The sequence below is a fragment of the Streptomyces spinosus genome, from assembly GCF_020400655.1.
Lineage (GTDB): Bacteria > Actinomycetota > Actinomycetes > Streptomycetales > Streptomycetaceae > Streptomyces > Streptomyces argyrophylli.
In genome coordinates this window covers 339,924-361,362 of record NZ_JAINRC010000004.1, presented here as the reverse complement: position 1 = coordinate 361,362, position 21,439 = coordinate 339,924, and the positions used below count along the sequence as shown (strand labels likewise).

The 21,439-nt window shown below is 71.3% G+C and carries 18 protein-coding genes; 17 read left to right on the top strand and 1 reads right to left on the bottom strand.

Going from position 1 to position 21,439, the window contains the following annotated elements:
- Positions 1-66: 66 nt before the first annotated feature.
- From LG395_RS10870 to LG395_RS10810, 13 genes are all read left to right on the top strand, one after another.
- Positions 67-1,587 carry a UDP-N-acetylmuramoyl-L-alanyl-D-glutamate--2,6-diaminopimelate ligase gene (locus LG395_RS10870; protein WP_225809269.1) on the top strand — a complete coding sequence of 507 codons (1,521 nt, stop codon included), beginning with the start codon at positions 67-69 and terminating at the stop codon, positions 1,585-1,587.
- 28 nt (positions 1,588-1,615) lie between these two features.
- A complete protein-coding gene (locus LG395_RS10865; protein ID WP_171157163.1) occupies positions 1,616-3,031 on the top strand; it encodes a UDP-N-acetylmuramoyl-tripeptide--D-alanyl-D-alanine ligase in 1,416 nt (471 codons plus the stop codon).
- A complete protein-coding gene (mraY, locus tag LG395_RS10860; RefSeq protein ID WP_171160082.1) occupies positions 3,031-4,101 on the top strand; it encodes a phospho-N-acetylmuramoyl-pentapeptide-transferase in 1,071 nt (356 codons plus the stop codon). The genes LG395_RS10865 and mraY overlap by 1 nt, the downstream gene beginning before the upstream one ends.
- Positions 4,083-5,525 carry a UDP-N-acetylmuramoyl-L-alanine--D-glutamate ligase gene (murD, locus tag LG395_RS10855; protein ID WP_225809223.1) on the top strand — a complete coding sequence of 481 codons (1,443 nt, stop codon included), beginning with the start codon at positions 4,083-4,085 and terminating at the stop codon, positions 5,523-5,525. The genes mraY and murD overlap by 19 nt, the downstream gene beginning before the upstream one ends.
- Before the next feature lie 68 nt (positions 5,526-5,593).
- Positions 5,594-6,973: a putative lipid II flippase FtsW gene (gene ftsW / locus LG395_RS10850; protein WP_171157167.1), complete on the top strand. Its 1,380-nt coding sequence runs from the start codon at positions 5,594-5,596 to the stop codon at positions 6,971-6,973.
- Between the two features lie 6 nt (positions 6,974-6,979).
- Positions 6,980-8,068, top strand: a complete 1,089-nt coding sequence (gene murG / locus LG395_RS10845; RefSeq protein WP_171157169.1) for an undecaprenyldiphospho-muramoylpentapeptide beta-N-acetylglucosaminyltransferase — start codon at positions 6,980-6,982, stop codon at positions 8,066-8,068.
- Positions 8,069-8,097: 29 nt separating this feature from the next.
- Positions 8,098-8,892 (top strand): cell division protein FtsQ/DivIB, encoded by a 795-nt coding sequence (locus LG395_RS10840; RefSeq protein ID WP_225809268.1) that lies wholly within the window; start codon positions 8,098-8,100, stop codon positions 8,890-8,892.
- A gap of 279 nt (positions 8,893-9,171) precedes the next feature.
- Positions 9,172-10,380 carry a cell division protein FtsZ gene (gene ftsZ, locus LG395_RS10835; protein ID WP_225809222.1) on the top strand — a complete coding sequence of 403 codons (1,209 nt, stop codon included), beginning with the start codon at positions 9,172-9,174 and terminating at the stop codon, positions 10,378-10,380.
- Positions 10,377-11,105 carry a peptidoglycan editing factor PgeF gene (gene pgeF, locus LG395_RS10830; protein WP_171157172.1) on the top strand — a complete coding sequence of 243 codons (729 nt, stop codon included), beginning with the start codon at positions 10,377-10,379 and terminating at the stop codon, positions 11,103-11,105. The genes ftsZ and pgeF overlap by 4 nt, the downstream gene beginning before the upstream one ends.
- 6 nt (positions 11,106-11,111) lie before the next feature.
- Complete coding sequence (locus tag LG395_RS10825) at positions 11,112-11,831, top strand: YggS family pyridoxal phosphate-dependent enzyme (protein ID WP_171157174.1); 720 nt, start codon at positions 11,112-11,114, stop codon at positions 11,829-11,831.
- A 127-nt stretch (positions 11,832-11,958) separates the two neighbouring features.
- Positions 11,959-12,600: a cell division protein SepF gene (locus LG395_RS10820; protein ID WP_030642042.1), complete on the top strand. Its 642-nt coding sequence runs from the start codon at positions 11,959-11,961 to the stop codon at positions 12,598-12,600.
- A gap of 61 nt (positions 12,601-12,661) precedes the next feature.
- Complete coding sequence (locus LG395_RS10815) at positions 12,662-12,952, top strand: YggT family protein (RefSeq protein ID WP_030347861.1); 291 nt, start codon at positions 12,662-12,664, stop codon at positions 12,950-12,952.
- 54 nt (positions 12,953-13,006) lie between these two features.
- Positions 13,007-14,170, top strand: coding sequence for a DivIVA domain-containing protein (locus LG395_RS10810; RefSeq protein ID WP_225809221.1), 1,164 nt, complete (start codon positions 13,007-13,009; stop codon positions 14,168-14,170).
- A 171-nt stretch (positions 14,171-14,341) separates the two neighbouring features.
- Here the strand turns inward: LG395_RS10810 and ileS are convergent, their stop codons facing one another.
- Complete coding sequence (gene ileS / locus LG395_RS10805; protein WP_225809220.1) at positions 14,342-17,485, bottom strand: isoleucine--tRNA ligase; 3,144 nt, start codon at positions 17,483-17,485, stop codon at positions 14,342-14,344.
- Positions 17,486-18,091: 606 nt separating this feature from the next.
- Between ileS and LG395_RS10800 the strand changes: the two genes are divergently transcribed.
- The 4 genes from LG395_RS10800 to LG395_RS10785 all read left to right on the top strand — a co-directional run bounded on the left by LG395_RS10800 (position 18,092) and on the right by LG395_RS10785 (position 21,371).
- Positions 18,092-19,195, top strand: coding sequence for a TraR/DksA family transcriptional regulator (locus LG395_RS10800; RefSeq protein ID WP_225809219.1), 1,104 nt, complete (start codon positions 18,092-18,094; stop codon positions 19,193-19,195).
- A 67-nt stretch (positions 19,196-19,262) separates the two neighbouring features.
- Positions 19,263-19,895, top strand: a complete 633-nt coding sequence (gene lspA / locus LG395_RS10795; RefSeq protein WP_225809218.1) for a signal peptidase II — start codon at positions 19,263-19,265, stop codon at positions 19,893-19,895.
- Between the two features lie 67 nt (positions 19,896-19,962).
- Complete coding sequence (locus LG395_RS10790) at positions 19,963-20,907, top strand: RluA family pseudouridine synthase (RefSeq protein WP_171157184.1); 945 nt, start codon at positions 19,963-19,965, stop codon at positions 20,905-20,907.
- A complete protein-coding gene (locus LG395_RS10785) occupies positions 20,898-21,371 on the top strand; it encodes a GNAT family N-acetyltransferase (protein ID WP_225809217.1) in 474 nt (157 codons plus the stop codon). Before LG395_RS10790 ends, LG395_RS10785 begins: the two co-directional genes overlap by 10 nt.
- Positions 21,372-21,439: the final 68 nt, after the last annotated feature.

Sequence of the window (21,439 nt, the reverse complement as noted above, 5' to 3'; positions counted from 1 at the left end):
GCGCCCGGTACGCTCACCGCCGTGCCACACGCTGATCAGTCCCCCATCACCCAGAAGGGCCAACCCGTGACGTATCCGGGACTGCCCCGGCCGACGACGCTTCCCGCCACACCCCTCGCGGAGCTCGCCGGCCAGCTGGGTGTCACCGCGCCGGAAGCCGCCGCCGAGGTCACGGGGATCACCCACGACTCGCGCGCGGTCCGCCCCGGTGACCTGTACGCCGCCCTGCCGGGCGCCCGGCTGCACGGCGCCGACTTCGTCACCCAGGCCGCGAGCCTGGGCGCCGTCGCCGTGCTCACCGACCCCACGGGCGCCGAGCGCGCCGCCGCCTCCGGGCTGCCCGTCCTGGTGGTCGAGGACCCGCGCGGCCGGATGGGAGAGCTGGCGGCCACGATCTACCACCACCCGGGCCGCGACCTGCTCCAGATCGGGATCACCGGCACCTCCGGCAAGACCACCACCGCCTACCTGGTGGAAGGCGGCCTGAGGACCGCCCGTTCGACGGGCCTCATCGGCACCGTCGAGATCCGCATCGGCGACGAGCGCATCAAGTCCGAGCGCACCACGCCGGAAGCCACCGACCTCCAGGCCCTGTTCGCCGTCATGCGCGAAGGGGGCGTCGAGGCGGTCGCCATGGAGGTCTCCAGCCACGCCCTGGTGCTCGGCCGGGTCGACGGCTGCGTCTTCGACATCGCCGTCTTCACCAACCTCAGCCCGGAACACATGGAGTTCCACTCCGGCATGGAGGACTACTTCCAGGCCAAGGCGCAGCTGTTCACGCCACGGCGCAGCAGGCTCGGCGTGGTCAACGCCGACGACGAGTACGGCCGCCGGCTCGCGAAGGAGGCGACCGTGCCGGTCGTCACCTTCTCCGCCGAGGGCCACCCCGACGCCGACTGGCGCGCCCAGGACGTCCAGGTCGGCCCCATGGACTCGACGTTCACCGTCCTCGGCCCGAACGGCGAGCGCGTGCACGCCAAGTCGCCGCTGCCGGGCCCCTTCAACGTCGCGAACACCCTCGCCGCCGTCGTCGCCCTCGCCGCGGCCGGACTCGACCCGCAGGCCGCCGCCGACGGCATCGCCGCCGTCCCGGGCGTCCCGGGCCGCCTGGAGCGCGTCGACGCCGGACAGCCCTACCTCGCGGTGGTCGACTACGCCCACAAGACCGACGCCGTCGAGTCGGTGCTCAAGGCGCTGCGCAAGGTCACCAAGGGCCGGCTGCACGTCGTCCTCGGCTGCGGTGGCGACCGCGACCAGACCAAGCGCGCCCCGATGGGCGCCGCCGTGGCCCGCCTCGCCGACACGGCCGTACTGACCTCCGACAACCCCCGCTCCGAGGACCCCCTCGCCATCCTCGCGACCATGCTCCAGGGCGCGGCCTCCGTGCCCGCGCACGAGCGCGGCGAGGTCCTGCTCTTCGAGGACCGGGCCGCCGCCGTCGCCGCCGCCGTGGGCCGCGCCCAGGCCGGCGACACCGTGCTGGTCGCCGGCAAGGGCCACGAGCAGGGCCAGGACATCGCCGGCGTGGTCCGTCCCTTCGACGACCGCCAGGTGCTCCGCGAAGCCATCCAGAAGACCCAGGGATGAAAATCCAGAAGACCCAGGGGAAGAACTTGTGATCGCCCTCTCCCTCGCCGAGATCGCAGCAGTCGTCGGCGGGCAGACGCACGACATACCGGATCCGTCCGTACAGGTCACGGGACCGGTCGTCCGGGACTCCCGCGAGGTGGTGCCCGGCAGCCTGTTCGCCGCCTTCGTCGGCGAGCGCGTGGACGGCCACGACTACGCCCGCGCGGTGACCGAGGCCGGCGCGGTCGCCGTGCTGGCCTCCCGCCCGGTCGGCGTTCCCGCGATCGTCGTCGAGGACGTCCAGACGGCCCTCGGCGCCCTCGCCCGGCACGTCGTACGCCGGCTTGGCGCGACCCTCGTCGCCCTGACCGGCTCGGCCGGCAAGACCAGCACCAAGGACCTCATCGCCCAGGTGCTCCGGCGCAAGGCGCCGACGGTGTTCACGCCGGGCTCGCTCAACAACGAGATCGGGCTGCCGCTGACCGCCCTGTCCGCCACCGAGGAAACCCGCTTCCTCGTACTGGAGATGGGCGCCCGGGGCATCGGGCACATCCGCTACCTCACCGGCCTCACCCCGCCGAGGATCGGCCTGGTGCTCAACGTCGGCAGCGCCCACATCGGCGAGTTCGGCGGACGTGAGCAGATCGCCCAGGCCAAGGGCGAACTCGTGGAGGCGCTTCCCCCGGCCGAGGAGGGCGGCGTCGCGGTCCTCAACGCCGACGACCCGCTGGTGCGCGCCATGGCCTCCCGTACCAAGGCGAAGGTGGTCCTTTTCGGAGAGTCGGCCGAAGCGGACGTACGGGCCGAGAACGTACGACTCACGGACAGCGGACAGCCCTCCTTCAGGCTTCACACACCCTCCGGTGCAAGTGATCTGACGATGCGCCTGTACGGTGAGCACCACGTGTCGAACGCGCTCGCCGCGGCCGCCGTCGCCCATGAGCTGGGCATGTCCGCGGAAGAGATCGCCACCGCGCTCTCCGAGGCGGGCTCCCTCTCCCGCTGGCGCATGGAGGTCACCGAGCGCCCGGACGGCGTGACCATCGTCAACGACGCCTACAACGCCAACCCCGAGTCCATGCGGGCCGCCCTCAGGGCACTCGCGGCCATGGGCAAGGGGCGCCGCACGTGGGCGGTGCTCGGCAAGATGGCCGAGCTGGGGGACGAGGCGCTCGCCGAGCACGACGCCGTCGGACGGCTCGCCGTCCGGCTCAACGTCAGCAAGCTCGTCGCCGTCGGGGGGATTGAGGCCTCCTGGCTGCAATTGGGCGCATATAACGAGGGTTCGTGGGGTGAGGAGTCGGTGCACGTGTCCGACGCACAGGCGGCGATCGACCTGCTGCGCAGCGAGTTGCGCCCGGGGGACGTCGTGCTCGTGAAGGCGTCCCGTTCGGTGGGTCTGGAGAGCGTCGCCCAGGCGCTCGTCGAGACCGGTGCCGAGGGTGAGGTTGCCGCCCGATGATGAAGCAGATCCTGTTCTCAGGAGTCATTGGCCTCTTCCTGACGCTGGTCGGCACCCCGCTGCTGATCAAGCTCCTCGCCCGCAAGGGCTACGGCCAGTACATCCGTGACGACGGCCCGCGCGAGCACGCCAGCAAGCGCGGTACGCCGACCATGGGCGGTATCGCCTTCATCCTGGCGACGATCGCCGCGTACTTCCTGAGCAAGCTCATCACCGGTTACCCGCCCACCTACTCCGGGCTGCTGGTCCTCGGCCTGATGTCCGGCATGGGCCTGGTCGGCTTCCTCGACGACTACATCAAGATCGTCAAGCGGCGCTCGCTGGGCCTGCGGGCCAAGGCCAAGATGGCCGGCCAGCTGATCGTCGGCATCGCCTTCGCCGTGCTGTCGCTGCAGTTCTCCGACGCCCGCGGCAACACCCCGGCCTCCACCAAGCTGTCGTTCATCACCGACTTCGGCTGGTCCATCGGCCCGGTGCTGTTCGTCGTCTGGGCGCTGTTCATGATCCTCGCGATGTCGAACGGTGTGAACCTCACCGACGGTCTGGACGGTCTGGCCACCGGCGCCTCCGTGCTCGTCTTCGGCGCCTACACCTTCATCGGCGTCTGGCAGTTCCAGGAGTCCTGCGCCAACGCGGGCACCCTGACCAACCCCGGCGCCTGCTACGAGGTGCGCGACCCGCTGGACCTGGCCGTGGTCGCCTCCGCGCTGATGGGCGCCTGCCTCGGCTTCCTGTGGTGGAACACCTCGCCGGCGAAGATCTTCATGGGCGACACCGGCTCGCTCGCCCTCGGCGGTGTCCTCACCGGCCTGGCCATCCTCTCCCGCACGGAGCTGCTGGTGGCCATCATGGGCGGCCTGTTCGTCCTCATCACCATGTCGGTCGTCATCCAGGTCGGCTCCTTCCGGCTCACCGGCAAGCGCGTCTTCCGGATGGCACCGCTCCAGCACCACTTCGAACTCAAAGGCTGGTCCGAGGTCCTGGTGGTGGTCCGATTCTGGATCATCCAGGGCATCTGTGTGATCGTCGGACTGGGCCTCTTCTACGCGGGATGGGCAGCGGACAAGTGACCTCCTCGGTGCCTTCTGGGCCTTCCGACTTCCAGGGCAAGCACGTCACCGTCGCCGGGCTCGGCGTCTCCGGCGTCCCGGCGGCGAAAGCGCTGCACGCGCGCGGGGCGATCGTCACGGTCGTCAACGACGGCGACGACGCACGCGCGCGGGAGCAGGCCGCGGAGCTGGAGGCGCTCGGCGTGACCGTGCGCCTCGGCGACGGCGAGACCCTGCCGGAGGGCACCGAGCTGATCGTCACCGCGCCCGGCTGGAAGCCGGACAAGCCCCTGTTCCTCGCCGCCGAGAAGGCCGGTGTGCCGGTCTGGGGCGACGTGGAGCTGGCCTGGCGGCTGCGCGGCCCGGACGCGGCCCCGTGGCTGGCCGTGACGGGCACCAACGGCAAGACCACGACCGTCCAGATGCTCGCCTCCATCCTGAAGGCGGCGGGCCTGCGCACGGCCGCCGTGGGCAACATCGGCGTCTCCCTGCTGGACGCCGTCCTCGGCGAGGAGCGGTACGACGTCCTCGCCGTGGAGCTGTCCAGCTACCAGCTCCACTGGGCGCCCTCCCCGCGGGCGCACTCCGCGGTCGTCCTCAACCTCGCGCCGGACCACCTGGACTGGCACGGCTCCATGGAGGCGTACGCACGCGACAAGGGCCGCGTCTACGAGGGCAACAAGGTCGCCTGCGTCTACAACGTCGCCGACAAGGCCACCGAGGACCTCGTGCGCGAGGCCGACGTCGAAGAGGGCTGCCGTGCCGTCGGGTTCACGCTCGGCACGCCGGGGCCCTCCCAACTCGGCGTCGTGGACGGCATCCTGGTCGACCGGGCCTTCGTCGAGAACCGGCACGCGAACGCGCAGGAGCTGGCCGAGGTCCGCGACGTCGACCCGCCCGCGCCGCACAACATCGCCAACGCCCTCGCCGCCGCCGCCCTCGCGCGCGCCTTCGGGGTGCCCGCGAGCGCCGTACGGGACGGTCTGCGGGCCTTCCGCCCGGACGCCCACCGCATCTCGCACGTCGCCGACATCGACGGGGTGGCGTACGTGGACGACTCCAAGGCGACCAACACGCACGCCGCGGAAGCCTCTTTGGCGTCATATGAACCGATCGTATGGATCGCGGGCGGTCTGGCGAAGGGCGCGACCTTCGACGAGCTGGTCGCCAAGTCGGCGAAGCGGCTCCGCGGTGCCGTCCTGATCGGTGCCGACCGGGCCCTGATCCGGGACGCCCTCGCGCGACACGCGCCGGAAGTACCCGTGGTCGACCTCGAACGGACCGACACTGGGGCGATGCTCCAGGCGGTGACGGAAGCGAGGAGGCTGGCCCGGCCCGGCGACACGGTGCTGCTGGCGCCGGCCTGCGCTTCCATGGACATGTTCACCAACTACAACCAGCGCGGCGACGCGTTCGCGGCGGCGGTCCGCGAACTCGGCGCCTGACCCCGGCCGCCTGCCGGGCGGATCTTGGGAGGGACGCGTGGGACGGTCGACGTTCAGCGGAGGCGCCGATGCCCAGTAGCCGTACCGGCCGGCCACCCGTGCAGCGGGCGTCCCGGCGCCCGCGTTCCGCCGTTCTCCGGCCCCCGCGCGAGAACCCCGTACAACGGCTCTACACACGCGCGCGCAAGGCCTGGGACCGGCCGCTGACCGCCTACTACCTGATCGTCGGCGGCAGTGTGCTGATCACCGTGCTGGGCCTGGTGATGGTCTACTCGGCCTCCCAGATCACCGCGCTCCAGCTGTCGCTGCCCGGGTCGTACTTCTTCCGCAAGCAGTTCCTCGCCGCGCTGATCGGCGGCGCACTGCTGTTCGCCGCCTCCCGCATGCCGGTGAAGCTGCACCGGGCGCTCGCCTACCCGATCCTCGCCGGCGCCGTCTTCCTGATGGCCCTGGTGCAGGTGCCCGGGATAGGGATGGCGGTCAACGGCAACCAGAACTGGATCTCCCTCGGCGGCTCCTTCCAGATCCAGCCCAGCGAGTTCGGCAAGCTCGCCCTGGTGCTGTGGGGGGCGGACCTGATCGCCCGCAAGCAGGAGAGGAGGCTGCTGACCCAGTGGAAGCACATGCTCGTGCCGCTGGTCCCGGTCGCGTTCCTGCTGCTCGGTCTGATCATGCTCGGCGGCGACATGGGCACCGCGATCATCCTCACGGCGATCCTCTTCGGTCTGCTGTGGCTGGCGGGCGCGCCGACCCGGCTGTTCGCGGGCGTGCTGTCCGTCGCCGGCCTGATCGGTGTGACGCTCATCAAGACGAGCCCCAACCGGATGGCCCGCCTCGCCTGCATCGGCGCCACCGAGCCCAAGGCCGGGGTCGCCGACTGCTGGCAGGCCGTGCACGGCATCTACGCCCTGGCCTCGGGCGGACTCTTCGGCTCCGGACTCGGCGCGAGTGTGGAAAAATGGGGCCAACTCCCGGAAGCCCACACCGACTTCATCTTCGCCGTCACCGGTGAGGAACTGGGTCTGGCGGGGACGCTGTCGGTGCTCGCCCTGTTCGCGGCTCTAGGCTATGCGGGTATCCGCGTGGCCGGACGCACGGAGGACCCCTTCGTGAGGTACGCCGCGGGAGGCGTGACCACCTGGATCACCGCCCAGGCGGTGATCAACATCGGTGCGGTGCTCGGTCTGCTGCCGATCGCCGGTGTCCCCCTCCCGCTGTTCTCCTACGGAGGGTCCGCCCTGCTGCCGACCATGTTCGCCATCGGGCTGCTGATCGCCTTCGCGCGCGACGAGCCCGCTGCGCGGGCGGCGCTTGCGATGCGGCAACCTCGCTTTGGTAGAAAGCGGGCGGGAGACCCAGGGCCCGTCAGAAGGCCGACCGGGGCTCCTCGGAGATGGAACACGATGCGACGGCGTGCCTCGGCGGCGCGTTCGTCCGGAGAGCGGTGAATTTCGGTGCATGTCGTACTCGCCGGTGGAGGGACCGCCGGCCACATCGAGCCCGCGCTCGCCCTCGCGGACGCCCTGCGCAGGCAGGACCCGACCGTGGGGATCACGGCCCTGGGCACGGAGCGCGGCCTGGAGACCCGGCTCGTCCCGGAGCGCGGCTACGAGCTGGCGCTGATCCCGGCGGTGCCCCTGCCGCGCAAGCCCACCCCCGAGCTGATCACCGTCCCGGGCCGGCTGCGCGGCACGATCAAGGCCGCCGAGCAGATCCTGGAGCGGACCAAGGCGGACTGCGTGGTCGGCTTCGGCGGCTACGTCGCCCTGCCCGGCTACCTGGCCGCCAAGCGCCTCGGCGTGCCCATCGTGATCCACGAGGCCAACGCCCGCCCGGGTCTGGCCAACAAGATCGGCTCGCGGTACGCGGCCCGGGTCGCCGTCTCCACCCCGGACAGCAAGCTGCGTGACGCCCGCTACATCGGCATCCCGCTGCGCCGCTCCATCGCCACGCTGGACCGCGCCGCCGTCCGGCCCGAGGCCCGCCACCGCTTCGGCCTCGACCCCAACCTGCCCACGCTGCTCGTCTCCGGCGGCTCGCAGGGCGCCCGGCGGCTGAACGAGGTGACGCAGGCGGTCGCCCCGTGGCTCCAGCAGGCCGGCATCCAGATCCTGCACGCGGTCGGCCCGAAGAACGAACTGCCGCAGGTGCACCAGATGCCGGGAATGCCCCCCTACATCCCGGTAAGTTACCTGGATCGGATGGACCTCGCGTACGCCGCGGCCGACATGATGCTCTGCCGCGCGGGCGCGATGACCGTCGCCGAACTCTCCGCAGTCGGACTCCCGGCCGCGTACGTCCCGCTGCCCATCGGAAACGGCGAGCAGCGGCTCAACGCCCAGCCGGTGGTCAAGGCCGGCGGCGGGCTCCTCGTCGACGACGCGGAGCTGACGCCCGAGTGGGTGCAGCAGAACGTGCTGCCCGTGCTCGCCGACCCGCACCGGCTGTACGAGATGTCCCGCGCGGCGAGCGAGTTCGGCCGCCGGGACGCCGACGACCTGCTCGTCGGCATGGTGTACGAGGCGATCGCCTCGCGCCGGTAGGACCGTATGACGAAAGGGCAGTGAGCAGCGTGGCCGGACCCTCCACCGCCGAGCGCGGAGAACGCCAGCAGGAGTCGTCCGGCCCGCCGCCCGCCCGTGGGCCGGGACGGCGGCGCCTTCGTCTGATCGTCGCCCTGGCCGCCCTCCTCGTGCTCCTCGGGGGCGGCTGCACCTGGGTGCTGTACGGCTCCTCGTGGCTGCGCGTCGAGCACGTCTCGGTGTCGGGCACGCGCGTGCTGACCCCGGCCGAGGTGCGTGAGGCGGCGGCCGTGCCTGTCGGAAAACCGATGATTTCCGCCGACGTGGATGCCATCGGAGCCCGACTTCGCCGGAAATTGCCCAGAATTGACACCGTAGCTGTGGTTCGTTCCTGGCCGCATGGAATCGATCTGAAAGTGACCGAGCGCACCGCGGTCCTGCTCGTCCGAAAGGGCGGGGACTTCGTCGAAGTCGACGACGACGGTGTCCGGTTCGCCACGGTCGGGCAGGCGCCGGACGGCGTTCCGCTGCTGGATGTGTCCGCGTCCCGGACGGGCCCCGGCGCCGCCAGCCTCCGGCGCTTCGGCACCGACCGGCTGGTGCGCGAGGCGGTCCGGGTCGCGGGGGACCTGCCGGCCGCGGTGGCGAAGACCGCCCGGACCGTCCACGTGCGCACCTACGACGACATCACGCTGGAGCTGGCCGGCGGTCGCACCGTCGCGTGGGGCAGCGGCGAACAGGGCCGCGCCAAGGCACGGTCCCTCACGGCTCTCATGAAAGCATCCCCCGGCGCGCGGCACTTCGACGTCAGCGTGCCCACCGCCCCTGCCTCATCGGGGAGTTGACGCGCATCAGCGCAGGCCAGCACCCTGGTTGGGCACCGCTATGGCTGATCACATAGGGTGAAAAGAAAAACGGGAGGTTCGGCGTGTTCGTTGAACGGGCGCCACTTGTCGACTTAGTGTCCTGTTCAGAAGACTCCAGGGAACAGACACACTGGTAACCCTAAACTTCAGGGTTAGGGTTCGGGTCGGCGCTACGGACCGTCCCATTCGGCATCCGTCGTCCCGGCGCGGGGCACCGCACGGCGGCGACAACGTAATTCGAGGCGAGAGGCCTTCGACGTGGCAGCACCGCAGAACTACCTCGCAGTCATCAAGGTCATCGGTGTCGGCGGCGGTGGTGTCAATGCCATCAACCGGATGATCGAGGTCGGTCTCAAGGGCGTCGAGTTCATCGCCATCAACACCGACGCACAGGCGCTGTTGATGAGCGACGCCGACGTCAAGCTCGACGTCGGCCGCGAACTCACCCGCGGACTCGGCGCCGGAGCCAACCCGGCCGTCGGCCGCAAGGCCGCCGAGGACCACCGCGAGGAGATCGAGGAGGTCCTCAAGGGGGCCGACATGGTCTTCGTGACGGCCGGCGAAGGCGGCGGCACCGGCACCGGCGGCGCGCCCGTCGTGGCCAACATCGCGCGCTCGCTCGGCGCCCTCACCATCGGCGTGGTCACCCGCCCGTTCACCTTCGAGGGACGGCGCCGCGCGAACCAGGCCGAGGACGGCATCGCCGAGCTCCGCGAAGAGGTCGACACCCTCATCGTCATCCCGAACGACCGGCTGCTGTCCATCTCGGACCGCCAGGTCTCGGTCCTGGACGCCTTCAAGTCCGCCGACCAGGTCCTGCTCTCCGGTGTTCAGGGCATCACCGACCTCATCACCACCCCCGGCCTGATCAACCTCGACTTCGCCGACGTCAAGTCGGTCATGTCCGAGGCCGGTTCGGCCCTCATGGGCATCGGCTCGGCCCGCGGCGACGACCGCGCGGTGGCCGCGGCCGAGATGGCGATCTCCTCGCCGCTGCTGGAGGCGTCCATCGACGGCGCCCGTGGCGTGCTGCTCTCCATCTCCGGCGGCTCCGACCTCGGCCTGTTCGAGATCAACGAGGCCGCCCAGCTGGTCAGCGAGGCCGCCCACCCCGAGGCCAACATCATCTTCGGCGCGGTCATCGACGACGCCCTCGGCGACGAGGTCCGGGTCACCGTGATCGCGGCCGGCTTCGACGGCGGCCAGCCGCCCGCCCGCCGGGACAACGTCCTCGGCGCGGCCTCCGGACCGGCCCCCGCCCGCCGCGAGGAGCCCGCCCCGGCCCGGCCGAGTGAGCCGAGCCGTCCGTCCTTCGGCTCGCTGGGCAGCGTCAAGCCGAAGGAGGAGCCGGAGCCGGCGCCCGAGCCGGTGACGGAGATCCCGGTCGCCCCGCCGGTGACGCCGGCGCCCCGGACCTACTCGGACAGCGCGGCCGAGGAACTGGACGTCCCGGACTTCCTCAAGTGATAGGACAGCGCGAGAGCGTGAGCGGCGCGCACTTCGCCTTCACCGACCGGTGGGGCGGGGTGAGCGCCGCTCCGTATGAGGAGCTGAACCTCGGCGGCGCGGTCGGTGACGCCCCCGAGGCGGTCCGGCGCAACCGGGAGCTGGCGGCAGGGTCGCTCGGCCTGGACCCCGGCCGGGTCGTCTGGATGAACCAGGTGCACGGCGCCGACGTCGCCGTGGTGGACGAGCCGTGGGGCGAGCGACCGGTGCCGGAGGTCGACGCGATCGTCACCGCCCGGCGCGGACTCGCCCTCGCCGTCCTCACCGCCGACTGCGTGCCGGTGCTGCTGGCCGACCCCGAAGCCGGGATCGTCGCCGCGGTCCACGCCGGCCGGCCCGGCATGGTCAAGGGGGTCGTCCCCGCCGCCGTACGCGCCATGGTCGGACTCGGTGCCGAGGCGCGACGGATCGTCGCCCGTACCGGTCCGTCCGTGTGCGGCCGGTGCTACGAGGTGCCGGAGGCGATGCGCGCCGAGGTGGCCGCCGTCGAGCCGGCGGCGCACGCCGAAACGAGCTGGGGCACGCCGGCGCTCGATGTGAGCGCCGGCGTGCACGCGCAGCTCGACCGGCTCGGGGTGTGCGACCGGGCGCAGGCGCCGGTGTGCACGCTGGAGTCGGACGACCACTTCTCGTACCGCCGCGACCGCACCACCGGGCGGCTCGCGGGCTATGTCTGGCTGGACTGATGGGGCATGACGGACCGTAAGACCGAACTCGCCGCGAATCTGGCGAAGGTGGAGGAGCGCATCACCGCCGCGTGCGTGGCGGCCGGGCGCGCGCGGGAGGAGGTGACCCTGATCGTGGTCACCAAGACCTACCCGGCGAGCGATGTGCGGATCCTGTCGGACCTCGGGGTGCGCCATGTCGCCGAGAACCGTGACCAGGACGCGGCCCCCAAGGCCGCCGCCTGTGCGGATCTGCCCTTGAAGTGGCACTTCGTCGGTCAGTTGCAGACCAACAAGGTGCGTTCCGTGGTCGGTTACGCCGATGTCGTGCAGTCCGTCGACCGTTCCCGGCTCGTCACCGCGCTGTCGAAGGAGGCGGTGCGGGCGGAGCGCGAGGTGGGATGCCTCATCCAGGTCGCGTTCGACGCCGGTGCGAGCGGCAGGGGCGACCGCGGGGGCGTGGCCCCGGAAGGAATCGAAGAGTTGGCCGACCTCGTCGCCCGGGCGCCCGGGCTGCGGCTCGACGGGCTGATGACCGTCGCTCCGCTCACCGGGGAGTACGCGGGACGCGAACAGGCGGCGTTCGAGCGCCTGGTGGTTTTGTCGACTGACCTGCGCCGAGCCCATCCGACTGCAACCATGGTGTCGGCAGGGATGAGCGCGGACCTCGAACAGGCCGTGGCCGCCGGGGCGACACATGTGCGCGTCGGCACCGCGGTACTCGGAGTCCGCCCCAGGCTCGGGTAACGTCGCCAGGAAGTCGGACCACAGCAGAAAATATGGTCAGTGCACGCAAGGCGGGCACAACGACCACGTGGATCGCGGGCACTTGGCAGTCGTCAGTCGATCCACCACAGAGCGGAGGACTCAGAGCATGGCCGGCGCGATGCGCAAGATGGCGGTCTACCTCGGCCTCGTGGAGGACGATGGGTACGACGGCCGCGGATTCGACCCCGACGACGACTTCGAGCCCGAACTGGACCCGGAGCCCGAGCGGGACCACCGGCGGCACGAGCCGTCGCACCAGTCACACGGCGCACATCAGTCCCAAAGGGACGAAGAGGTGCGAATCGTGCAACCGCCCGCGCCCCGCGAACCGGTGGCCCGTTCGACTTCGCTCGCCGCGGAATCCGGACGCCCGGCGCGGATCGCGCCCGTGGCATCCATCACACAAGAACGTCAGTCCCTGGAGAAGAACGCGCCGGTGATCATGCCCAAGGTCGTGTCGGAACGAGAGCCTTACCGGATCACCACGCTTCACCCGCGGACCTACAACGAGGCCCGTACCATCGGGGAACACTTCCGTGAGGGCACCCCGGTGATCATGAATCTGACTGAGATGGATGACACAGACGCCAAGCGACTTGTCGACTTTGCGGCCGGTTTGGTGTTTGGTCTTCACGGCAGCATCGAGCGGGTGACGCAGAAGGTGTTCCTGTTGTCTCCTGCTAACGTCGATGTCACGGCGGAGGACAAGGCCCGCATCGCAGAGGGCGGGTTCTTCAACCAGAGCTGAGACGTACGGCCGGATCGAAGCACGGAAGAGCACGGAAACAGGGGAGAGGGAACAGCAGGCCATGAGCGTGTTCGCGCAGGTGATCTACATCGCGCTGATGGTGTTCCTCGTCGTGCTCATCTTCCGGCTGGTCATGGACTACGTCTTCCAGTTCGCCCGCTCGTGGCAACCCGGCAAGGCGATGGTGGTCGTACTGGAGGCCACCTACACTGTCACCGATCCACCGCTGAAGCTTCTGCGGCGGTTCATCCCGCCGCTGCGTCTCGGGGGCGTGGCGCTCGACCTGTCCTTCTTCGTACTGATGATCATCGTCTACATTCTCATCTCCGTCGCGGGGAGCTTCGTGAGATGAGGATGGGGACGATCCGGTCTTGCCGACTGCCGATGACTACGTTGAGGTGAAGAGATGCCGTTGACCCCCGAGGACGTGCGGAACAAGCAGTTCACGACCGTCCGCCTCCGAGAAGGCTATGACGAGGACGAGGTCGATGCCTTCCTCGACGAGGTCGAAGCCGAACTGACCCGTCTGCTGCGCGAGAACGAGGACCTGCGCGCCAAGCTGGCCGCGGCCACCCGTGCCGCCGCGCAGAACCAGCAGAACGCGCGCAAGCCTCCGGAGCAGGACCAGCAGCAGCAGCACCAGCAGCAGGGCATGCGAGGTCCCGGCGCTCCCGTGCCCGCCGGGATATCGGGCCCGCCGCAGCAGCAGATGGGTGGCCCCATGGGTGGCCCGCCCCAGCTGCCGAGCGGTGCCCCGCAGCTGCCCGCCGGCCCCGGCGGTCAGGGCGGCCCGCAGGGTCCCGGCCCGATGGGCCAGGGTCCGATGGGCCAGGGTCCGATGGGCCAGGGTCCGATGGGTCAGGGCCCGATGGGTGGTCAGCCGCCCATGCAGCAGCAGATGGGCGGCCCGATGGGCGGTCCCATGGGTGGCCCCATGGGCGGTCCGATGGGCGGCCCCGGTCAGGGCCCCGGTGGCGACAGCGCCGCCCGTGTCCTCTCGCTGGCCCAGCAGACCGCCGACCAGGCGATCGCCGAGGCCCGCTCCGAGGCCAACAAGATCGTCGGCGAGGCCCGCAGCCGCGCCGAGGGTCTGGAGCGTGACGCCCGTGCCAAGGCCGACGCCCTGGAGCGGGACGCGCAGGAGAAGCACCGCGTCGCCATGGGCTCCCTGGAGTCCGCCCGCGCCACGCTGGAGCGCAAGGTCGAGGACCTGCGCGGCTTCGAGCGCGAGTACCGCACGCGCCTGAAGTCGTACCTGGAGTCGCAGCTGCGTCAGCTGGAGACCCAGGCCGACGACTCGCTGGCCCCGCCGCGCACCCCGGCCACCGCGTCCCTGCCGCCGTCCCCGGCGCCCTCCATGGCCCCGGCCGGCGCGAGCGCCCCGGCCTACGGCGGCAACCAGACGATGGGTGGCAACCCCTCGCCGTCCGCCCCGTCCTACGGCGGTCAGCAGCAGATGACCCCGGCCATGACCCAGCCCATGGCCCCGGTCCGCCCGCAGGGCCCGTCCCCGATGGGTCAGGCTCCCTCGCCGATGCGTGGGTTCCTGATCGACGAGGACGACAACTGAGCACCGGGCACCAGTACGACAACGGCGTCGGCAGCGTCTGATAGGGCGGGCCCCCCGGACTTCGGTCCCGGGGGCCCGCCCTTTTTACGCGGGTTGCGTGACGAGGCGCCCCACGACGGAAGGGCCCGGCCTCCCCGAGGGAGGCCGGGCCCTTCGCGAACCGCTGGGCGCCTACGCCTTGCGCAGCCGGAACGTGAGGGACAGCCCCTCGTCGGTGAACGGCTCACCGAAGCTGTCGTCGGCCTCGCCCTGCCCGAAGTCGGTCGACAGCACCTCGTCGGCGATCAGCCCCGCGTGCTCGGCGAGGGCCGCCACCACGGCCGGGTCCGTGGAGGTCCAGCGCAGCGCGATCCGGTCGGCGACATCGAGGCCGCTGTTCTTTCGGGCCTCCTGGATCAGCCGGATCGCGTCACGGGCCAGGCCCGCCTGCCGCAGCTCCTCGGTGATCTCCAGGTCCAGCGCCACCGTGGCACCGGAGTCGGAGGCCACCGACCAGCCCTCGCGCGGGGTCTCCGTGATGATCACCTCGTCCGGAGCGAGGGTGACCGTCTCACCGTCGAGCTCCACCGAGGCCGTGCCCTCACGCAGGGCGAGGGACAGCGCGGCGGCGTCGGCGGCGGCGATCGCCTTCGCCACGTCCTGCACCCGCTTGCCGAACCGCTTGCCGAGCGCCCGGAAGTTGGCCTTCGCGGTCGTGTCGACCAGGCTGCCGCCGACCTCGCTGAGCGACGCCAGCGCCTCGACGTTCAGCTCCTCCGTGATCTGCGCGTGCAGTTCCCGGTCCAGTGCCTCGAACCCGGTCGCCGCGATCAGCGCCCGGGACAGCGGCTGACGCGTCTTGACGCCGGACTCCGCGCGCGTGGCGCGGCCCAGCTCGACCAGCCGGCGGACCAGGACCATCTGCTTCGACAGTTCCGGGTCGATCGCCGACAGGTCCGCCTCCGGCCAGGCGGCCAGATGCACGGACTCCGGCGCGCCCGGGGTGACCGGAACGACCAGGTCCTGCCAGACCCGCTCGGTGATGAACGGGGTGATCGGCGCCATCAGCTTGGTGACCGTCTCCAGCACCTCGTGCAGCGTGCGCAGCGCGGCCTTGTCGCCCTGCCAGAAGCGGCGGCGGGAACGGCGGACGTACCAGTTCGACAGGTCGTCGACGAACGCGCTCAGCAGCTTGCCGGCGCGCTGGGTGTCGTACGCCTCCAGTGCCTGGGTCACCTGGTCGGTGAGCGCGTGCAGCTCGGACAGCAGCCAGCGGTCCAGCACCGGGCGCTCGGCCGGCGCCGGGTCCGCCCCGGACGGCGCCCAGTTCGACGTACGGGCGTACAGGGCCTGGAAGGCGACCGTGTTCCAGTAGGTCAGCAGCGTCTTGCGGACGACCTCCTGGATGGTGCCGTGGCCCACCCGGCGTGCGGCCCACGGGGAGCCGCCGGCCGCCATGAACCAGCGCACCGCGTCCGCGCCGTGCTGGTCCATGAGCGGGATCGGCTGCAGGATGTTGCCCAGGTGCTTGGACATCTTGCGGCCGTCCTCGGCCAGGATGTGGCCCAGGCAGACGACGTTCTCGTACGACGACCTGTCGAAGACGAGCGTGCCGACGGCCATCAGCGTGTAGAACCAGCCACGGGTCTGGTCGATCGCCTCGGAGATGAACTGCGCCGGGTACCGGCTCTCGAACAGCTCCTTGTTCTTGTACGGGTAGCCCCACTGCGCGAACGGCATCGAGCCCGAGTCGTACCAGGCGTCGATGACCTCCGGCACGCGCGTGGCCGTCGCGCCGCAGCCCTCGTGGGGGCAGGCGAAGGTGACCTCGTCGATGTACGGGCGGTGCGGGTCGAGGCCCGACTGGTCGGTGCCGGTCAGCTCGCTCAGCTCGGTGAGGGAGCCGACGCAGGTGAGGTGGTCCTCCCCGCAGCGCCAGATCGGCAGCGGGGTGCCCCAGTAGCGGTTGCGGGACAGGGCCCAGTCGATGTTGTTGTTCAGCCAGTCGCCGTACCGGCCGTGCTTGACCGTCTCCGGGAACCAGTTGGTCTTCTCGTTCTCCTGGATGAGCCGGTCCTTGATGGCCGTCGTGCGGATGTACCAGGAGGGCTGCGCGTAGTAGAGCAGCGCGGTGTGGCAGCGCCAGCAGTGCGGGTAGCTGTGTTCGTACGGCAGGTGCTTGAAGAGCAGACCGCGCTGGTTCAGGTCCTCGGTGAGCTTCTCGTCCGCCTTCTTGAAGAAGACGCCGCCGACCAGCGGGACGTCCTCCTCGAAGGTGCCGTCCGGGCGGACCGGGTTGACGACCGGCAGGTCGTAGGAGCGGCAGACCTTGAGGTCGTCCTCACCGAAGGCCGGGGACTGGTGCACCAGACCGGTGCCGTCGTCGGTGGTGACGTACTCGGCGTTCACGACGAAGTGCGCCGGGGCCGGGAACTCCACCAGCTCGAACGGGCGCCGGTACGTCCAGCGCTCCATCTCGGCACCGGTGAAGGTCTGGCCCGTGGTCTCCCAGCCCTCGCCCAGCGCCTTGGCGACGAGCGGCTCGGCGACGACGAGCTTCTCCTCGCCGTCGGTGGCGACCACGTAGGTCACCTCCGGGTGCGCGGCGACCGCCGTGTTGGACACGAGGGTCCAGGGGGTCGTCGTCCACACCAGGAGCGCGGCCTGGCCGGCGAGCGGTCCGGAGGTGAGCGGGAAACGGACGTACACCGACGGGTCGACGACCGTCTCGTACCCCTGCGCCAGCTCGTGGTCGGACAGGCCGGTGCCGCAGCGCGGGCACCAGGGGGCGACCCGGTAGTCCTGGGTGAGGAGCCCCTTGTCGAAGATCTGCTTCAGCGACCACCACACCGACTGCACGTAGTCGGGGTCCATGGTCCGGTAGGCGTCGTCCAGGTCGACCCAGTAGCCCATGCGGGTCGTCAGCTCGGCGAACGCGTCGGTGTGCCGGGTCACGGACTCGCGGCACTTGGCGTTGAACTCGGCGATGCCGTACGCCTCGATGTCCGGCTTGCCGGAGAAGCCCAGCTCCTTCTCGACGGCCAGCTCGACGGGCAGTCCGTGGCAGTCCCAGCCCGCCTTGCGGGCCACGTGGTAGCCGCGCATGGTGCGGAAGCGGGGGAAGACGTCCTTGAAGACGCGGGCCTCGATGTGGTGGGCGCCGGGCATGCCGTTCGCGGTGGGCGGGCCCTCGTAGAACACCCACTCCGGGCGGCCCTCGGACTGCTCCAGGCTCTTGGCGAAGATCTTCTGCTCGCGCCAGAAGTCGAGCACGGCGTGCTCTAGAGCGGGCAGGTCGACCTGTGCGGGCACCTGGCGGTACGTCGGCGCTGTCATCTGCGAGCATCCTCCAACGGACTTGCTGCCTTCCGTCGGAGGGACGAGAGCCTTCCTTGCTGTCTACGCCGTGTGCGGCGCGCTCCCGCGGTACCACCCTCCTTGGCCCCCCGCCGCGCCGTACGCGCCGGTGAGCCCCCTCATTGGGGTCGCGAAGCCGGTTCTACTCGCCGCCGCCCTGCGGCTGCGGCTTTCTTCCGGCGGCTCCGGGGTGATCTTCACGTCGCGCTCGCCCCCGGGCTCACACCGTCCCCGGGTCGCTCTGGGCTGCCTACGCCGCTACTCGTCCCCATCCACGCTTCTCGCTCCGCCCAGTGTACGGCGCCGCGCGGACAGCGGCGGACCGGTTTTCCGGGCGGCGCGGGCGCGGGCCCTCCGGCCGCGCCGTATGACCCGAATGGCGAGGGGCACGGGCACCGGGGCGGGCGCGGGTGCGGCCCGGCGGATTACCCGGCGGGGAGCTGGGCACAACGGATGCATGCCCGTGGCTCGGGGGGTGCGGGCGGGCGAATCGGGCGGTGTGCCCCGTTGCCGCGGGACTCAAGTCGATTTATCGTCCCAGCACGATTCGCGTGCAAGATCACAATATGTGAAGGGGCCGCGGCCATGGTGGCGAAGAAGACCGCCGTACAGCAGCCGGCGACCGGGAAGACCGGCGCGAGGTCTGCCACCGGGAAGACGGCCCCGGGCAGGACGGCCGCCACGGAGACGGCTGCCGCCAAGACCGCCGCCGTGCAGGCGGTGGGCACCGACGCCGTGCGCACCAAGGCGGTCGTCGGCAGGAAATCGGCCGCTGCGGGGAAGGTTGCGAAGAAGGCGGCTGAGAGGAAGACGGCTGAGAAGGCCGCTCGGAAGAAGGCCGCCGACAAGAGGGCGGCCGTGAAGGACACGGCCGCCAAGGGGGCCGTGGGTACCGGGGCGGCCGACGGGAAGCCGGCCGTGAAGGACGCCGCGGCCGGGAAGACGGCCGTGGCGGAGGAGGCCGCGCTGAAGAAGACGGCCACGAAGAGGCCGGCCGCCCACCGGACGGCCGCGGCGGAGAAGTCCGCGAGGAAGGAGGCGGCCGTCGAGGCGACGGCCGCGGGAGAAGCGGCCGGCAAGAAGGCCGTCGCCAAGAAGGCCGTCCCCGGGAAGGCCGCCGCCGGCAAGGCGGCGGTGAAGGCGGCGGCCGGCAAGAGCACGACCAAGGACGCGGGCGCGGCGCGGGCCGCGAAGCAGACGGGAGCCACGACAGTGGTTGCGAAGAAGACTCCTGGCACGGCCACGGCGGAACAGACCGCCGTTCCCAAGGCGCGGCTCGGCGCGGTGGAGCCCGGCGAACTGGCGGTACGCCCCGGCGAGGACCCCTGGACAGCGGAGGAGGTCGACGAGGCCCGCGCGGAGCTGCAGTCCGAGATGGAGCGGCTGCGGGAGGAGATCAGCTCGTCCGAGGCGTCCCTGGTCGGCCTGATGCGCGACTCCGGGGACGGCGCCGGCGACGACCAGGCCGACACCGGCACCAAGAACATCACGCGCGAGCACGAGCTGGCGCTGGCCGCCAACGCGCGCGAGATGCTGGTCCAGACCGAGCGTGCCCTGGAACGGCTCGACGCGGGCACCTACGGCGTGTGCGAGAACTGCGGCAACCCCATCGGCAAGGCCCGGATGCAGGCGTTCCCCAGGGCCACGCTGTGCGTGGAGTGCAAGCAGAAGCAGGAACGCCGCTCCTGAGCGTGGGGGGCCCTCAGGGCGTGCCGTAGTCTCGTCCTCAGTCAGGCACCTAGGTTGAGGGACTCACGTGGCAGAGGCGGAGCGGATCATCGGTACGCCGGACACCCCGGACGACGGCGGCGAGCACACGGCGGCGGCCGAAGTGCCCGCCGGCACCGGCGTGTCCGGGGAGGCCGGCGCGGGCGGGCAGGGGGTCACGGCGGGGCGGACCGGCCGCGGGCGCCGGATCGCCGTGCTGTTCGCGGTGGCCGCGTTCGCGTACGCCCTGGACCTGGTCAGCAAGATGCTCGTGGTGTCCCGCCTGGAGGGGCACGCGCCCATCCAGGTCGTCGGGGACCTGCTGGAGCTGCACGCGATCCGCAACCCGGGTGCCGCCTTCGGGTTCGGCGCGGCCTTCACGGTGATCTTCACGCTGATCGCCGCGGCCGTGATCGTCGTGATCATCCGCCTGGCCCGCAAGCTGTACAGCTTCCCCTGGGCCGTCGCGCTCGGCCTGCTGCTCGGCGGCGCGCTCGGCAACCTCACCGACCGGATCTTCCGGTCGCCGGGCGTCTTCGAGGGCGAGGTGGTGGACTTCATCGCGCCCAAGGGCTTCGCGGTGTTCAACCTCGCGGACTCGGCCATCGTGTGCGGCGGCATCCTGATCGTGCTGCTGTCCTTCCGCGGTCTGGACCCCGACGGCACGGTCCACAAGGACTGATCCCGGCCCTCCCGGGTTTTCCACAGGCTCGTGCGGAGCCGTCCGGCCCGTCCGGCATACTCGACGGGTGAGCACGATTCCCGAGATCCGTACCCTGCCCGTGCCCGACGGCCTGGAGGGCGAGCGCGTCGACGCCGCCATCTCCCGCATGTTCGGCTTCTCCCGCACGAAGGCGGCCGAGCTGGCCGCGGCCGGCAAGGTCCAGGTCGACGGCGCGGTGGTGGGCAAGTCCGAGCGGGTGCGCGGCGGCGCCTGGCTCGAGGTCGAGATGCCGCAGGCGCCCGCGCCGGTGCAGGTGGTCGCCGAGCCGGTCGAGGGCATGGAGATCGTGCACGACGACGACGACGTGGTCGTGATCGTCAAGCCGGTCGGCGTGGCCGCGCACCCGTCACCGGGCTGGTCCGGCCCCACCGTCATCGGCGGTCTCGCCGCCGCCGGGTACCGGATCTCCACGTCCGGCGCCGCGGAGCGCCAGGGCATCGTGCACCGCCTGGACGTCGGCACGTCGGGCCTGATGGTGGTCGCCAAGTCGGAGCGGGCGTACACGTCGCTCAAGCGCCAGTTCAAGGAGCGCACGGTCGACAAGCGCTACCACACCCTGGTCCAGGGCCACCCGGACCCGACGAGCGGCACCATCGACGCCCCGATCGGCCGCCACCCCAACCACGACTACAAGTGGGCGGTCACGGCCGACGGCAAGCCCTCGGTGACCCACTACGACCTCATCGAGGCCTTCCGCGCCGCCTCCCTGCTGGACGTCAAGCTGGAGACGGGCCGCACCCACCAGATCCGCGTCCACATGGCCGCCCACCGCCACCCGTGCGTCGGCGACCTCACCTACGGCGCCGACCCCACCCTCGCCAAGCGGCTGCGCCTGACCCGCCAGTGGCTGCACGCCGTCCGCCTCGGCTTCGAGCACCCCGGTGACGGTTCCTGGGTGGAGTTCGAGAGCGACTACCCCGAGGACCTCCGGCAGGCCCTCGACCAGGTCCGGGAGGAGACATGGGCGTGAGCCCCGCCTACACGGTCCGGGTCGCCGAGGACCCCGCCGACCGCGAGGCCTGCTTCGCGGTCCGCAAGGAGGTCTTCGTGGCCGAGCAGGGCGTGGCCGAGGACATCGAGTACGACGCCTACGACGCCGTCGCCGTGCACGTGCTGGCGGTCCGCGACGACGGGGTGCCACTGGGCACCGGGCGCCTGCTGCACGGTGAGGCGGCGGCCGCGAAGACCGGCGGGGACCCGTCGGTGGGCTCCCTGGGCCGGCTCGCCGTCTCCCGGGAGGCCCGAGGACTCGGCGTCGGCGCGGCCCTGGTGCGCGCCGTCGAGGACGCGGCCCGCGCGCGTGGTCTCACGGCGGTGGACCTGCACGCGCAGACCCACGCCCTCGGCTTCTACGAGCGGCTCGGCTACGAGGCGTACGGCCCGGAGTTCCCGGACGCGGGCATACCGCACCGGGCGATGCGCCGGGCCCTGTAGCCGGCCGAGCTGCCGGGGCCGGGCGAGCCGCTGCCGGTCGCGCCGTCCTTCGGAGGGACGCGGACGCC